Below are 15,142 nucleotides of genomic sequence, written 5' to 3'. Positions count from 1 at the left end.
GGCCCCTTGGAGATATACAATTTTAATGGAACCTTGAAAGCATGGGGTGGAAGCAACTGGGTAGCCGCGGGGGAGACCTCACTCCCCTGAGGAAAGTCCGAGCTCCACAGAGCGGGATGCTGGGTAACACCCAGTGGGGGTGACCCCAAGGAAAGTGCCACAGAAAACGGACCGCCTCGCTGAGAAGCGGGGTAAGGGTGAAAAGGTGGGGTAAGAGCCCACCAGCTATCAGGGCGACCTGATAGGCTTGGCAAACCCCATCCGGAGCAAGACCAAATAGGAGGGATAAGGGGTTGCTCGCCTCTCCCTCGGGTAGGTCGCTTGAGGAGTGGAGCAATCCGCTCCCCAGATAGATGGCTACCTATAAACAGAACTCGGCTTACGGGTTGCTTCCGCCCCATATTTTTTTACCCACATGTGGATAACTCTGTGGGTAAAAGTGGTGAGAAGTGGTGAAAACCTTTGTGGGAACTTATTTCTTCAATGTGGATAATAAGGGGAGGGTCTTTATCCCTTCCAATATGAGAGAGAGCCTTGGGAAACAGGCAGTTTTGACACGGGGGCTCGATAAGTGCCTGTTTCTTTTCCCTTTGGAAGAATGGCAGGGGGTTCTCGAGAGTTTTAATTCTCTTTCCTTTACTAAGAAAGAAGTAAGAGCATTCTTAAGAATGCTTATGGCTGGGGCTTCGATGGTAAATTTAGATTCCCAGGGGAGAATTCAAATTCCATCGATGCTCCGAGAGTATGCAAAGCTGGAAAAGGAAGTCGCTATAATAGGCGTTGGAAATAGAATAGAGATCTGGGCTAAGGATAGATGGATCACGTATGAAAAGGATGTACTCCCAAAGTTTGAGGAAGTGGCGGAGGAGATATTTGCTTGATTCATACACCTGTTATGCTTAATGAGGTTTTAAAGGCATTTGAACCAAATCCTGGGGAAATCTATGTGGACGCTACTGTGGGGCTGGGAGGACATGCTAAAGCGATATGGGAACGAATCTTACCGGGTGGTATGGTAATAGGGTTGGATAGAGATAAGAAGGCGCTTGAAATCGCGAGAAAGGTTCTTGGGGAAAAGGGTGTGAAGCTCGTGAGAGCTAACTTCAGAGATATAAAAAGCGTTTTAGAGTCGCTAAAGGTTAAGAGTGTAGATGGAGTGCTTTTTGATCTGGGTGTTTCGTCTTTACAGCTTGAGGATGAGGAAAGAGGCTTCAGTTTTATGATGGATGGACCGCTTGATATGAGAATGGGAGAGGATGGGAAGATTAAAGCCAGGGATCTTGTGAATAGAATGAGCTTAGAGGAGCTTTCATACATATTTAAGGTTTATGGGGAGGAGAGAAATGCCCGTTTAATAGCGAAGGCTATAGTTGATCATAGAAAAAAAGGAGAGATAAGGAGCACATTAGAGCTCGTTGGTATCATAAGAAGAGCTTTACCAAAGCCGGTGCAGAGAAAAATGGGTAAGCATCCTGCAAGAAGGGTATTTCAGGCGTTGAGAATAGCGGTTAATGATGAATTAAGATCTCTCACAGAGGGCTTAAAAGAAGCTTTTGAGGTCTTAAAAATTGGGGGAGTAATTTGTGTGATTTCATATCATTCTCTTGAAGATAGGATAGTTAAACACTATTTTAGAGAGCTGTGCGATGCTGGGAAGGCAGAACCCATATTTAAGAAAGCTTTACGTCCTTGTCGCGAGGAGATTGCCCGGAACCCGCGCTCGCGAAGCGCTCGGTTAAGGGCTATAAGGAGGATAGCGAGATGAGGTGGATCAGGGTAATTTTTCTCGTCTTTATCTTAGGAGGAATAGGGGTCGTCTTCTTTCAAATAATGAGTCTTAAGGCCGGATATGAGGTTGATTTTCTACAAAAGAGATTAGATAGGCTCGCAAATGAGCGTCAAGATCTGCTTCTAAAGCTCAGCGAGCTTACCTCTATAGAAAGGATTCGAGATTATGCTAGAAAAAACGGCTTTGATTTTCCTAAAAAAGTGATGTTTATAGATATCGATAGAGAGGTTAAGGACCTTATAAAAGCGGAAGCTTTCACACTTTTGAGATAGCTCGATGGATGATAGATCTATAGTAAAAAGGGGTATTGTCTTATTACTGCTTCTATTTTTTGCTTTTGGAATAATAGGAGCACATCTTTTTACCCTTCAGATAGTAGAGGCAGATAAGCTAAGGTCTTATGCTTGGAAGGAGCATAATGCCGTTGTAGTTTTCTCCCCCCGAAGGGGAGAAATTCTTGATGTGAGAGGTAGGCTTCTTGCTTTGAGCGTGCCGAGTTATTCTATTTATTATTTTCCCGCTGGGGGGCAGCTCAGCGAAGAGAAGCTTAAAAAGGTTGCTTCTCTTCTTTCGGTTTCACTTAAGAATCTTGAAAAGAGAATAGGGAAAGGAAACCACTTCGTGTGGATTAAAAGGCGTATGCCCAAGGAGGAAGCTCAAAGGATAAGAGCAGAGCTAAAAAGGCTTAAGCTTAGATGCTTTGGTTTTGTGGAAGAAGATAGAAGATTTTACCCTAACGGGAAGCTTGCTTCTGCAGTTTTGGGATTTACGGGCATAGATGATCAAGGTCTTGCAGGCGTAGAATATGTGTACGATGATTTTCTAAAGGGAGGAAGAAAAGACATATTTCTGAGAAGGGACGCTGGAGGAGGAACTATACCCGATGAAAAGCTACTTGAGCTTCCTATAAAATCCTCGAAGAGAGAGCTGTTTCTAACGCTCGATTCAAGGCTTCAGGTGTTTTGTGAGGATATTCTGGAAAAAAGCGTGCTTAGAAATAGGGCTAAAGGAGGGTGCTTAATAGTTCTTGGAGCTAAAACTGGTGAGGTTAAGGCAATGGCGGTTTACCCCCCTTCACGAGAAAGAAATCGTGCTATTTCTTGGATATTTGAGCCAGGATCTACCCTAAAACCATTTCTCGCTTCAGCGGCTTTGGAGGAGGGGCTTGCATATCCTTCTATGAGGTTTAAGTGCCCGGGATACATAGTTTACGCTGGTAAGCGTGTGAGAGATGTTCATGCTCACGGTTTGCTGGATCTAACCGGCGTTATAAGAGAATCATGTAATGTTGGAATGATAACCCTTGCATTAAAAATGCCAGCTGAGATTATATACGAATATTTGAGGGGCTTTGGTTTTGGAGATTATACTGGAATAGATCTACCTGGTGAGGAGAAGGGATTATTGAGGGAGCCGGATAAATGGTATGGTTTAACGAGAGCTGTAATAGCCATAGGTCAGGGTATCTCGGTTACTGCAATACAGCTTGCTTCTGCCATGGGAGCTATAGCCAATAATGGTGTTTTGCTCAAACCCTTCGTGGTGAAGGAGTTAAGAAGCGATGATAAGGTGGTTTATAAAGCTCGCGTTAGGATAGTAAGAAAGGTCATATCTTCGGATACGGCTAAGATGATGAAAAAGATGTTAGTGGAAGTTGTAGAAAAAGGAACGGGAAAGAAGGCAGCAATTCCTGGAATCAAGGTGGCGGGTAAAACCGGTACTGCTCAGATACCTGGAAAAGGAGGATATGAGAAGGGAAAATATCTTTCTCTATTTTTGGGATACATGCCTGCTGAGAATCCTCGTTGGGTAATACTTGTGGTTATAGAGGCTCCTTCTGCTGGTAAATACTATGGTGGAGAGGTAGCTGCCCCCGTTTTTTCAAAGGTGGGGCAGGTTTTAGCTAAGCTATATGGCTTGGAGGTGGGAGATTGAAGTTAAGCGAGATTGTAAATAGACTAAGGGATGTCGAAGTTAAAGGTGAGGGGCTTGATGCTGATATCACTGGAATAACATACGACTCGAGGAAAGTAAAAAGTGGCTACCTTTTCGCATGTGTTCCTGGTTTTTCCACAGATGGACATCTCTATATAAACGATGCGAAAATGAACGGGGCAGTAGCTGCCTTAGTAGAAAGGTTTTGCGACTCGAGTATAACGCAGCTTAGGGTTGAATCTGTTAGAAAAGTCCTGTCATTCGTAGCATCATGGATCTATGGAAATCCCGCTGAGAAAACGTTTAATGTTGGTATAACTGGAACCAACGGGAAAACGACGACTACCTTTCTGATCAGATCCATCTTGGAGAATGCTGGGTACAAACCTATGCTTTTTGGAACCATCCTCTATAGCTTTGGAGCCAAAACTATCCCCGCCTCAAGAACTACGCCTGAGGGACCGGATATAATGGAGTTTATCAGAGAGGGAGTCCTTGCTGGAAGTGATAGCTTGGTTATGGAAATTTCCTCTCACTCATTGGAGCTTCATAGAGTTGATGCTATAGAGTTTAATATAGGAGTTCTTACTAATATTACTCCGGAGCATCTTGATTTCCACGGCACGTTTGAAAGTTATAGAGAGGCTAAGGCAAAGCTGTTCAGAAGGTTGAAAGATGTGGCGATTCTTAACGCTGATGATGAAAATTACTCTTATTTTAAGAGTGCTTCCTCAGTTCCGGTGATATCGTATGGAGTAAAGGTATCAGAAGCAGATATTAAGCTTATTGAGAGTAGTCTTAGGGTAGATGGTATGAGCTTAAAGATAGCGACGTCATCTGGGATTCTGAAAATAAATAGCGAACTAATAGGACAGTTTAACGTTTATAACATACTGGCTGCGGTTTCCTTTGGAATAGCCAAAGGGATTGATCTTGAGATCATAAAGCGAGGCATAGAGAGCATTCGTGGCGTACCAGGAAGAATGGAGGTCTTTAAGAGGAAGGGATTTCCCATAGTTATCGTTGATTATGCTCATACTCCTGATGCACTCAAGAATGTGTTGTACACAGTTAAGAAGCTCAAGCCGAGGCGTATTTTCAGCGTGTTTGGGCTTGGGGGAAATAGGTATGCTGGGAATCGCCCAGCCATGGGTAGAATAGCTGGATCTATAGCCTATAAGGTTTTTATAACTTCCGATAACGCTCGATGGGAAAATCCACTGGAGATAGCGCATCAAATAGCGAAGGGATGTGAGGAGGTAAAAGGAAGGTATGAAATCGTCTTGAATAGAAAGCGGGCTATAGAGAGAGCTATAGAGGAGGCTTCTTCTAAAGATGTAGTGTTAATAACAGGTAAGGGGCATGAAGATTACTTTGAGATCCGAGGAAAAAGAAGGCACTTTTCTGACAGAGAGGTTGTGGAGGAGATAATGGGTTGAAAGTTTCTGAAATAATAAAAGGATTAAGGGCGGGATACAGAGGGAATGTTGACCTCAGTTATGAGGTAAAGGGTTTCTGCACGGATTCAAGGGATGCAAAAGAGGGGTACATATTCTTTGCGCTTAAAGGAAGTAAGCTTGATGGGCATGATTTCGTTAAAGATGCCCTTGATAGAGGAGCTATAGCTGCTGTGGTTAATGTCTCTCGGTTCGCTTGGGAAGAGGAACTGCCCATTATAACGGTGAATGACACCTTTAATGCATTAAAGTCCCTTGCTAAGATCAAGTTAAGTAGGTTGAGTGCCAAAACTGTAGGAGTTACGGGAAGCTGTGGTAAAACCACGACGAAGAATGCTATAAGGCATTTTTTAAGCGGGAGATATTTGGTTCACTCTTCCCCCAAAAGCTATAATACTGAGGTTGGCATATCTCTTACGATACTTAACGCACCAGAGGATACAGAGATCATCGCTCTGGAATTGGGAATGAATCATCGGGGTGAAATATCTAAACTGGTAAGTATTGCCCCTCTCGATATTGGGGTTATCACTAACATCAGACCGGTTCATATAGGGAATTTTGCTTCCTTTGAGGAGTTGAAGGAAGCAAAAGCGGAGATCGTAGGGGGATTGCGAGAAAAAGCTTATCTTGTTTTTAACGCTGATGATAAAAACTGCCGTTTTTTGAACGATAGATGGGAAAGAAAGCTTCTTTTTGGAATAGAGATGGGAGATTGCAGAGCAATTGACTTGGCGATTCTTAGGGAGGAAATATCCTTTGCTATAAGCTTTCGCGGGAAGAAGCTTGGAAGGATAAACTTAAAGATCCCTGGAAAGCATAATGTTTATAACATTCTTGGAGCTTTAAGCGTTGCTTTGCTTTTAGAAGTCCCTTTTGATGAGATACGTGAGCTGGCGGGCTCATTTAGGCTTCCTCCTATGAGGCTTGAAACGCATAATTTGAATAATGGCGTGATTTTGATAAACGATGCTTATAATGCGAATCCATTTTCGATGAAGGAGGCTATAGATTATCTATCTCGCTTCAAGGGTAGAAAAATAGCGGTTTTGGGAGATATGCTCGAGTTGGGAGATTATTCTCACCAGGCGCACTTTGAGGTTGGTAGACAAGTCGCTGAATCCGAGGTGGATCTTCTTCTCGCTCTTGGAAAATATGCAGATGATTATGCCAATGGAGCTTTAAGCGCTGGCATGGGAGCAGATCAGATTGTAAAATTTGGTTCTCGCGAGCTGCTTGCAGATTTTCTCAAAGATGAGATTTCGCAGGGAGATATCGTCCTTTTTAAGGCTTCAAGAGCATGTGGTTTTGATGAAATATTTAAGGAGGTTAAAAGGTGCTTGGAGCTTTCCTGCTCTCGCTGAGTTTAGCCCTGCTTTTGGGCTATCCCGTGTTGATTTTACTTAGAAAAGTGCGTGTCTTTCAGCCGATAAGAGATGATGGACCTAAGAGGCATATGGAGAAATGGGGTACTCCGACAATGGGGGGTATCGTTATACTATTTTCTTTCTTCATATCAGCATTTCTCCTCTCAGAGAAAATTTCAAGGGAAATAGCATTTATCATGCTCTCCTCGAGTCTCTGCGCTTTAGTAGGGCTTATAGATGATATAAACAAGCTTAAGGTTGGTGATAGAGGGCTGAGGGCGAGGAATAAGTTCATCCTGCAAATTGGTGTAGCTTTCCTTATAGTCCTTCTTCTTTTCAAGCTTGATCTATATGATTCGCGTGTATGGTTTCCCTTCATATCGAGTGTAGAGTTCTCGACTTTCTATGCTATTTTTGTTGTTTTCCTATTTGTTGCTTCTATGAACGCGGTTAACATTACGGATGGTCTTGATGGTTTGGCTTCTGGGAGCTCTGCTATAGCTCTTTTCTCTCTTTTCTTAATAGCGCTGTGGCGGGATGAAAAAGATGTAGCAGTTTTAACTTTAGCCATTATAGGAGCGGTAATGGGTTTCCTTTACTATAATCGTTATCCTGCCAGAATGTTTATGGGAGATACCGGTGCTATGTTTCTAGGAGGCTTTATAGCAGGAGTTAGCGTAATTCTGAAAGTAGAAATGCTTATGCCGTTCATATGTGGAATATTCCTTATAGACACTCTTAGCGTGATAATTCAGGTGGTTAGTTACAAAACGAGAAGAAAGAGGGTCTTTCTGATGAGCCCTCTTCATCATCACTTTGAGTTAAAGGGCTGGGATGAGCCTAAGGTTGTGAAATTTTTCTGGGGAATTGAAGGATTGCTTTCCAGTTTGGGCTTGATTCTTTATAAGATAGGGTGATGATCATGTTTGATTCTCTCTGTGGAAGAAAGGTATCGGTGGTAGGAGCTTCTCGTAGCGGGCTTGCTGTTTCTGCTTTACTTAAGCTGAAGGGAGCGCAAGTTTTCGTTAGTGAAATTTCCCCCGCTGATGAGAAAAAGGAGGCGGTAGAGGAACTCAAAAGGCTTGATATATCATTTGAGTTTGGAGAACATAGTGAGCGCGTTTTAAACTCAGACTTTATAGTGGTCAGTCCTGGAGTTGCGCTTGATATTCCGATTCTCCTTGAGGCGAAAAAGCAAGGAATTCCAGTATATAGTGAGATAGAAGTTGCTTCTTGGTTTGTCAAGGTTCCGATATACGCTATAACAGGCACGAATGGGAAAAGCACCACGGTTAATTTGCTTCATAGAATGCTCCTTAAGTCGGGACTTAAATCTGTTCTTGCGGGAAACATAGGATATCCATTTTCTAAGGCGATACTGGAGAATAAGGAGGTAGACTGTTTTGTTCTTGAGGTTTCGAGCTATCAGCTCGAAACGATATATAAGTTTCGCCCAAGGATAGGAGCGATCTTGAATTTGACTCCTGATCATCTTGATAGACATAAAACGATGGATAGTTATGTTAATGCTAAGCTTAGAATAGCTATGAACCAGAGGGAAGACGACACAATTTGGGTTAACGCTCACGATAGGGCACTTCGTGAAGCTCGCTTTATCTCACGCAGATATTTCTTCGATAGAGAAGGAATTCCTCTGGAAGGAGCAGGTGTTGAAAATGGAAGGATGATCGTCTTAGGTATGGACATTATAGGAGTGAATGAGATTAAGCTTAAGGGTCCTCATAATCTTGAAAACTCTCTTTGTGCTTCTGGAATGGCGTTTCAAGCCGGAGCTTCTCCGAAGGCGATAGCGGATGTCTTAAGGGAGTTTAAAGGACTTGAACATAGAATGGAATTTGTAGCTGAAATAGATGGCGTGAAGTATATAAACGATTCCAAAGGAACTAATGTTGTTTCTACGCTCATGGCTTTGGATTCTTTCAAAGAGCCCATCATACTTATAGCGGGTGGCAGAGGAAAGCGAGCTGGGTATGATAAGCTCGCGAGAAGGATAGTGGAAAAGGTTAGATTTCTCATAGTTCTCGGAGAAGATGGTCCCCTTATAAGAGAGGCAGCGTTGAAAGAAGGATTTAAGGAAGAGAATATAGTGAGTGTCTCAAGTATGAAAGAAGCCGTTGAAACTGCCAGGAACTTGGCAAAAAAGGGGGATTGTGTGCTTCTTTCTCCCGCGTGTGCGAGTTTTGACATGTTTTCGAACTTTGAGGAAAGGGGGAGGGTCTTTAAACGAGAAGTGTTGAAGCTTCAACAAAGTTCCTTATAGGAAGCGTGTTGATTCTAATAGCTATTGGTACGCTTGAGGTTCTTAGTTCTACCGCTCCTCCGGGATACAAAGGAGGAGAAGGTTTATTCCTGTTCAGAAAGCATATTCTTTCTATACTTTTAGGTTTTGGGGTCTTGTTGGTTTTAAGGAAGGTCGATTATGAGGTATTCTTCAGGCTAAGTAAGCCTATCTTTTTCGGCTCACTGGTGCTTCTTTTGATGGTTTTTCTCAAGGGCATAGGAGTGAGAGGAGGAGGAGCCAGTAGGTGGATAAGAATTGCACCTGGCTTCGCTTTTCAACCTGCGGAGCTCTTAAAGCTTTCAATGATAATCTATACGGCTTCTTTCCTATGTAGAAAGAGGAATTTGCTCGATGATTTTGGAAGAGGTTTCCTCCCTCTTGCGCTGTTAACCTTTGGAACTGCGGCTTTGCTTCTGGCTCAACCCGACATGGGGACAGCGGTAGTGATAATAGGGGTTGGGGTAATGCTATGGTGGGTTGGTGGCATGAAAACCATGAGAATAGTGAAAGTTCTACTTCTTCTAATAGCTCTGGGCGCTTTATTCATATGGATCGAGCCATATCGAAGGGAAAGAATATTGGCTTTTTTAAATCCTTGGGCTGCACCTCATGGTTTTGGATATCAGATAATTCAGGCTTTGCTTGCCTTTGGTGTAGGTGGTTTCTGGGGGGTTGGTTTGGGAAGGGGATTGCAAAAGTTTTACTATCTTCCAGCTCCCCATACGGACTTCATCTTCGCGGTTATAGGAGAAGAGCTTGGCTTCCTTGGAAGCATTGCAGTTTTGGTACTTTACATGGCTTTAGGATGGGCTTCTTTTTCTATATCTAAGCGGGCGCCAACCTGTTTTGGCAAGCTTCTTGGCATGGGTATAACCTTTCTTATACTGCTTCAGGCTCTTATTAATTTAGGTGGGGTGACGAACTTTATTCCTTCTACGGGTATACCATTACCCTTCGTTAGTTATGGAGGAACTTCAATGGTTGTAAGTCTCTCATGTGTTGGAATACTGCTTAACATAGCTTCTAAAGTAGGGGGAGAGGAAGGATCAGAGTTTTGATTGCTGCAGCTGGGACGGGAGGACATATTTATCCTGCGATAGCCTTGGCAGATTTCCTGAGGGAGAGGAGCGTCGAGGTCTTCTTTATGACCTCCGATAGAGGAGAGGGAGAAATTATTAGGAATCATGGATATAAATGTGAGGAGTTTTCATACAGAGGATTCTATAGAAGATTCACGCTTGAAAATTTCAGGAGATCTATTAAGATATGTGTGGTTACCTTTAGAAGCATGTCTTTAATAAGTAGACTTAAGCCTCGGGTGATCATTGGAATGGGAGGGTATGGGCAAGTTCCTGCGGTTTTATCTGCGAAATTTTACGGGATTCCCGTCTTGATCCACGAGCAGGATGTGAAGCCTGGGCTCTCAACGCGAATTTTGTCGATTTTTGCGAGTAAGATAACTCTTTCCTATGAGAAAACTTTAGATTTTCTTCCTCGATGGATGAGGAAGAAATGTCATATTACCGGAAATCCCGTTAGAAGGTCCGTTTTAAGCGTTGTCCCTGGAAGCCTTAAGAGCGTATGGGGATTCAATAGGGATAAAAAGATTCTACTTGTATTTGGGGGAAGCTTGGGAGCGAGAAAGATCAATGATGTTATCGTTGATCTTATCAGCAAGAGAGAAGAATGGGAACGAACGCTTAGGGATTGGGGTATCCTTCTTATAACTGGTAAGCAGGACTTTTCCAGAGTCATGAGGGAAGTAAAGAGCGTGGGTTTTAGATCTATCGTTATTCTTCCGTATCTGGAGCACATGGAGAAAGCTTATGGAGCTGCTGATCTCGTCTTGTCTCGAGCTGGCGCGAGCACGGTAGCTGAGCTGAGAGCCCTTGGTTTGCCTGCTATTTTAGTTCCATATCCGTACAGTACAGGTAATCATCAATGGTATAATGCAAAGCTTTTAGAGCAAGAGGGACAGGCAGTGGTCGTTGAGGATAGCGAACTTACTTCTGCTAAGATCTTGGAAATTCTTAAAACGGGGCTTTCAAAGGGCTCTGCGAGGGGAAAAGATGCCTCAGAGCGCGTTGGGAAGGTGGTTTTGGAGCTTGCTCAGATTGGATGATAAATATCACTTCATAGGAATTGGTGGGGTTGGAATGAGCGCTTTGGCATTTCTCTTGCTTGAAATGGGGGTTGAGGTATCTGGTTCTGATATAGGAGAATCGGTTTTCATTAATCGTTTGCTTGAAAGAGGCGTTAAGGTATTTCGTAGGCACGATCCTTCTAACCTAAATGGGGCAACATATGTTGTTTATTCTTCGGCCATAAGCGGGGAAAATCCGGAGCTCAGAGAAGCTTTAAGAAGAGGTCTTAAAGTTATGCATAGAGCGGATCTTCTTGGAATGCTGATGAGGCCATATAAGGGTATAGGCATTACCGGAACGCATGGTAAGACAACCACATCTGCTATGGCAATTAAGGCTCTAAGCGATGTGGGGTTAGACCCTGTGGGAGTGGTTGGTGGAGATTATCCCTATATAGGTGGCAATTATAGATGGGGAAAGGGAGATTTCTTCATTGCTGAGATAGATGAAAGCGATGGAAGTTTTCTTAAATTACCCCGTCTTTATTGCTTGTTAATCACGAATCTTGAAGAAGAACATATGGAGCATTACGCTGATTTTAATGAACTTAAGAATAAGGTTAAGGAGCTCGCAAGCCTCGCAGAAGTCGTCGTATTTAACGCGGATGATCCCGTTATCGGAAATATGGACTTGGAAGGGTTGTCTTATGGATTTGATTATGGCATGATTAGAGGTAGAGTTATTGATCTTTCATCTCTGCGTATAGAAGGGTATGGGGATTTAAGACTGAAGGTTGTGGGAAAGCATAATCTTTATAATGCTTTAGGTATAGTAGCGTTAAGTAAAGCTATAGGTTTGAATGTGGATATGGTTGCACAGTCTCTTGCGGAGTTTAATGGAGTTAAGAGGAGAATGGAAGTTATAGGGGAAGCTCAGGGAATAGTCTTTATGGATGATTACGCTCATCACCCTACGGAGATAAAGGCGGTCCTGGAGACGATTCGCTCAATGGAAGGGAAGAAAAGATTGGTAGTGCTTTTTCAGCCTCATCGCTACTCACGCACTGCTCGCATGTATGGAGAAATAGCGAATTCCTTGAAGCTCGCTGACTGGATTGGAATAACCGAGATATATCCCGCTGCGGAAACGCCCATAGAAGGCGTAAGTGGAAGATTGATCTACGAAGTTTTGTTCCAAAAGAGAAAGGACGCTGTTTTTTTCTTCAAAACACTTGATCAAGCTAAAGAGGCTTTAAAGAGTGAGCTGAAAAGAGGAGACCTTTTTCTTACAATGGGAGCGGGTGATGTGTATAAGATTGGAGAAACCCTATTTGCCGAGTTTAAGGAGGGTTGTTCATGAAGATTAGGCGTCTTCTTAGTAAGATAAAGGGAACCGTTTTAAGGGAGGAACCTTTAAGTAATCATACTTCTATAGGTATAGGAGGGCCTGCGGATTACCTGATTATTCCTGAAGATGTGGACGATGTGCGAAGGGTTATCTCGTTCTCGGCCGAGGAGGGGCTTAAGCTTCTCTTCCTTGGCCAAGGAAGTAATGTCTTAATAGGTGATGATGGATTTCGAGGTATAGTTCTTAAATTTGCGGAAGTAGGGAACTTTCAGTGTGTGCGTCTTCTTAACGGCTGTAAGCTGGAAGCGCAAGTGGGTACCTCCTTAAAGAGATTAATAAATCTGTCCCAAGAAAAGGGGTTGTCTGGGCTTGAGTTTGCTATAGGTATTCCAGGATCTCTTGGAGGAGCTATATGGACCAATGCGGGGGCAAACTCTCATGCTATAGGAGACCTTGTTGAGAGAATATTTGTCGTTAAAGAAGATGGGGAAGTAAGCGAGCTTAATGGGAATGATGTAAAGTTTTCCTATAGGTATTCTACTTTTCAGCAAAGAAAATGGTTTATATGGAAAGCGGTTTTAAAGCTTCAGCCTTCCACGCCTGCGAATATCGCGAAAAAGATTAGAGCGTTTTGGGAGAGAAGGAGAAAACAGCCCTTCGCTTACCCAAGCGCTGGATGTATATTTAAGAATCCACCCGGTGATTTCGCGGGGAGATTGATAGAAAAAGCGGGATGCAAAGGTCTCGTTATAGGAGGAGCTAAGGTTTCTGAGAGTCACGCAAACTTCATAATAAATATCGGTGGAGCCAAAGCAAGCGATGTTCTTCAACTTATGGAACTGATAAAAAATAGAGTTCGCGAAAAGTTTGGTATAGAGCTTGAGCCAGAGATCGCGCTTTATATTTAGAGTTCTTCTTATTGCGGGGTCAGCTATAGGTTTATACATATTCCTCTTTCACTCGACCTTTTTCTCTCTTAAGAATTTGGAGATTCAAGGAAGGACATCGATTTCGGTTGAGCTGATTAAACACACTATCTCTATTCCATGGGGAAAGAATATCTGGTGGATTAATAGAAGAGCTATCGCTTCGGAGATAGAAAGAAATTGGTTCGTAAAAGTAGTTGGTATAAAGAGAAAATTACCGTCTACCTTGGTTGTTAAGATACGAGATCAGATTCCTGTGGCTCTTGTGAAGTCCCAAAATGGGACGTGGTTGCTTAGCGGAAGTGGTTTATTATGGCCTTTGCTTAAGGAACCGTTCGTTAATAAGTTTTCTAATCTATGTAAGATAGCTTATCCAGAAGGCAAGATCTCATGGTTTCCAGGGAAGAAAACGGGGGATAAGAATTTGAGAATGGCCCTTTCTCTCCTTCGCTCTTTGGGAAGAATCGAGGAGCTCAAAATAAGCGATAGTGATATTACAGTGTTTTTTCTAAACTTTAAAATAATTTTTCCAAGAAGCGGGAGTTTAGAAGATAAGCTGAGGAACCTTAAGGCCGTATTAGATAGATTTTCCTCAAGGAAAGGCAAATGGGTTATAGACTTAAGGTTTAGAAATATGGTTATAGTAAGGGAGAGGGGTAAATGAGGTCAAAGCAGGGCGCGATTGTGGGACTTGATGTAGGAACTACAAAAATTTGTGCTCTTGTGGCTGAGCCTACTGAAGAAGGCGGTTTGGAAATAAAGGGGCTCAGCCTTGTTAAGGCTCAGGGCATGAGAAAAGGAGTAATAGTGGACCTTGAGAGTGCCATTAAGAGCGTTGAAAGGGCAGTAGCAGAGGCTTCTCAAAGAACGGGGGTTCAAATAGCAAGTGCGTTCATAGGGGTTGCTGGTTCTCATATATCTACAATGCGTAATAGGGGCGTTACATTGATAAGTGGGGAAGCGCGGGAGATAGGGAGAGAGGATCTAAATAGGGTTATGGAGGCAGCGCAAGCGGTATCTATTCCTCAAGATAAGAGGGTTATTCATGTACTTCCTATGGAGTTTATAGTTGATGGCCAGAGGGGAATTAAGGATCCACTTGGTATGGCTGGCATAAAGCTTGAGGCTGAGGTTCTTATAATATTAGGTTCTTATACTTCTATACAAAGTACTATAAATTGTGTTGCAAGAGCGGGAGTCGAGGTTGAGGGAACTTTGCTAGAACCACTTGCCTCCGCAGAAGCTGTCCTTTATCCGACAGAGAGGGAGCTCGGGGTTCTGGTTATAGATATAGGTGGAGGTACGACTGACATAGCGGTTTTCCTTGAGGGGAATATAAAACATACTGCTGTTATCCCAGTGGGAGGAGATCACATAACAAATGATATAGCTACTGTATTTAAAGTGCCTTTGAGCGTTGCTGAGGATATAAAAATAAAGCATGGATGTGCTTCTGTGGATATGGCAGAGGCTGGCCTGGATATAGAGTTGAAAACTCCGGCGGGAAAGGGAGAGGGTAGTGGTTATATCCCTCATCGGGAGCTATGTGATGTTATAGAAGCAAGAGTGGAGGAGATGTTTATTCTGGTTAGAAAAGAGCTCAATAAATCTCAGTGTTCTGCGTATCTTCCTGCGGGAGCGGTTATAACTGGAGGAGTGGCTTTGCTCAAAGGCATAGATGAGGTAGCGAGAAGAGTATTAGATCTCCCAGTTCGAATAGGTAGACCGCTCGATGTAGGAGGATTATCGGACATGGTTGCGAGTCCGATTTTCTCAACTGCAGTGGGTCTCGTTAGATATGGGTTTCAACAGAGGGTTTCTGGTGGGAAAACTTTTAAGAACAATCCGACCCTTAGGGGGAGCTGGTTAGATAGATTAAGGGAAAAAATAGTGAGGATATTTGTTGATTTCTTCTAAGCCTTTAGGAGGGGATTA

General features: G+C 43.1%; 14 protein-coding genes and 1 other RNA gene. All 15 read left to right on the top strand.

Annotated features, from left to right (window positions below):
* The first annotated feature begins 48 nt into the window (after positions 1-48).
* Positions 49-398, top strand: an RNA gene (rnpB, locus tag J7M13_03190) — RNase P RNA component class A.
* A gap of 54 nt (positions 399-452) precedes the next feature.
* A complete protein-coding gene (gene mraZ / locus J7M13_03185; GenBank protein MCD6362991.1) occupies positions 453-881 on the top strand; it encodes a division/cell wall cluster transcriptional repressor MraZ in 429 nt (142 codons plus the stop codon).
* The gene (gene rsmH, locus J7M13_03180; GenBank protein ID MCD6362990.1) at positions 872-1,765 is read left to right on the top strand and encodes a 16S rRNA (cytosine(1402)-N(4))-methyltransferase RsmH; all 894 of its coding nucleotides are present in this window, start codon (positions 872-874) and stop codon (positions 1,763-1,765) included. Before mraZ ends, rsmH begins: the two co-directional genes overlap by 10 nt.
* Entirely contained in the window at positions 1,762-2,061 is a 300-nt protein-coding gene (locus tag J7M13_03175) for a hypothetical protein (GenBank protein MCD6362989.1), read from the top strand. Before rsmH ends, J7M13_03175 begins: the two co-directional genes overlap by 4 nt.
* Before the next feature lie 4 nt (positions 2,062-2,065).
* Entirely contained in the window at positions 2,066-3,724 is a 1,659-nt protein-coding gene (locus J7M13_03170; GenBank protein ID MCD6362988.1) for a penicillin-binding protein 2, read from the top strand.
* Positions 3,721-5,163, top strand: coding sequence for a UDP-N-acetylmuramoyl-L-alanyl-D-glutamate--2,6-diaminopimelate ligase (locus tag J7M13_03165; protein MCD6362987.1), 1,443 nt, complete (start codon positions 3,721-3,723; stop codon positions 5,161-5,163). The genes J7M13_03170 and J7M13_03165 overlap by 4 nt, the downstream gene beginning before the upstream one ends.
* Complete coding sequence (gene murF / locus J7M13_03160) at positions 5,160-6,545, top strand: UDP-N-acetylmuramoyl-tripeptide--D-alanyl-D-alanine ligase (protein MCD6362986.1); 1,386 nt, start codon at positions 5,160-5,162, stop codon at positions 6,543-6,545. Before J7M13_03165 ends, murF begins: the two co-directional genes overlap by 4 nt.
* The gene (locus J7M13_03155; GenBank protein MCD6362985.1) at positions 6,518-7,465 is read left to right on the top strand and encodes a phospho-N-acetylmuramoyl-pentapeptide-transferase; all 948 of its coding nucleotides are present in this window, start codon (positions 6,518-6,520) and stop codon (positions 7,463-7,465) included. Before murF ends, J7M13_03155 begins: the two co-directional genes overlap by 28 nt.
* Before the next feature lie 5 nt (positions 7,466-7,470).
* The gene (gene murD / locus J7M13_03150) at positions 7,471-8,829 is read left to right on the top strand and encodes a UDP-N-acetylmuramoyl-L-alanine--D-glutamate ligase (protein MCD6362984.1); all 1,359 of its coding nucleotides are present in this window, start codon (positions 7,471-7,473) and stop codon (positions 8,827-8,829) included.
* Positions 8,830-8,834: 5 nt separating this feature from the next.
* Positions 8,835-9,908 carry a putative lipid II flippase FtsW gene (ftsW, locus tag J7M13_03145; GenBank protein MCD6362983.1) on the top strand — a complete coding sequence of 358 codons (1,074 nt, stop codon included), beginning with the start codon at positions 8,835-8,837 and terminating at the stop codon, positions 9,906-9,908.
* The gene (gene murG, locus J7M13_03140) at positions 9,905-10,972 is read left to right on the top strand and encodes an undecaprenyldiphospho-muramoylpentapeptide beta-N-acetylglucosaminyltransferase (GenBank protein ID MCD6362982.1); all 1,068 of its coding nucleotides are present in this window, start codon (positions 9,905-9,907) and stop codon (positions 10,970-10,972) included. The genes ftsW and murG overlap by 4 nt, the downstream gene beginning before the upstream one ends.
* A complete protein-coding gene (gene murC / locus J7M13_03135; protein MCD6362981.1) occupies positions 10,956-12,293 on the top strand; it encodes a UDP-N-acetylmuramate--L-alanine ligase in 1,338 nt (445 codons plus the stop codon). The genes murG and murC overlap by 17 nt, the downstream gene beginning before the upstream one ends.
* Positions 12,290-13,189, top strand: a complete 900-nt coding sequence (gene murB / locus J7M13_03130; GenBank protein MCD6362980.1) for a UDP-N-acetylmuramate dehydrogenase — start codon at positions 12,290-12,292, stop codon at positions 13,187-13,189. The genes murC and murB overlap by 4 nt, the downstream gene beginning before the upstream one ends.
* On the top strand, positions 13,161-13,871 hold the full coding sequence (locus J7M13_03125; GenBank protein MCD6362979.1) for an FtsQ-type POTRA domain-containing protein: 711 nt from the start codon (positions 13,161-13,163) through the stop codon (positions 13,869-13,871). Before murB ends, J7M13_03125 begins: the two co-directional genes overlap by 29 nt.
* Complete coding sequence (ftsA, locus tag J7M13_03120; GenBank protein ID MCD6362978.1) at positions 13,868-15,124, top strand: cell division protein FtsA; 1,257 nt, start codon at positions 13,868-13,870, stop codon at positions 15,122-15,124. The genes J7M13_03125 and ftsA overlap by 4 nt, the downstream gene beginning before the upstream one ends.
* Positions 15,125-15,142 lie beyond the last annotated feature (18 nt).

Source organism: Synergistota bacterium (assembly GCA_021159885.1).
Taxonomy (GTDB): Bacteria; Synergistota; GBS-1; order GBS-1; family GBS-1; genus AUK310.
The sequence above is the reverse complement of the archived record's forward strand: the minus strand, read 5'-3'. Positions and strand labels throughout refer to the sequence as shown.

What these genes read in the sequence shown, in the direction of transcription:
- J7M13_03175 (MCD6362989.1), top strand. Translation starts at nt 1,762, where the DNA reads ATGAGGTGGATCAGGGTAATTTTTCTCGTCTTTATCTTAGGAGGAATA.
- J7M13_03170 (MCD6362988.1), top strand. Translation starts at nt 2,066, where the DNA reads ATGGATGATAGATCTATAGTAAAAAGGGGTATTGTCTTATTACTGCTT.
- murD (MCD6362984.1), top strand. Translation starts at nt 7,471, where the DNA reads ATGTTTGATTCTCTCTGTGGAAGAAAGGTATCGGTGGTAGGAGCTTCT.
- murB (MCD6362980.1), top strand. Translation starts at nt 12,290, where the DNA reads ATGAAGATTAGGCGTCTTCTTAGTAAGATAAAGGGAACCGTTTTAAGG.
- ftsA (MCD6362978.1), top strand. Translation starts at nt 13,868, where the DNA reads ATGAGGTCAAAGCAGGGCGCGATTGTGGGACTTGATGTAGGAACTACA.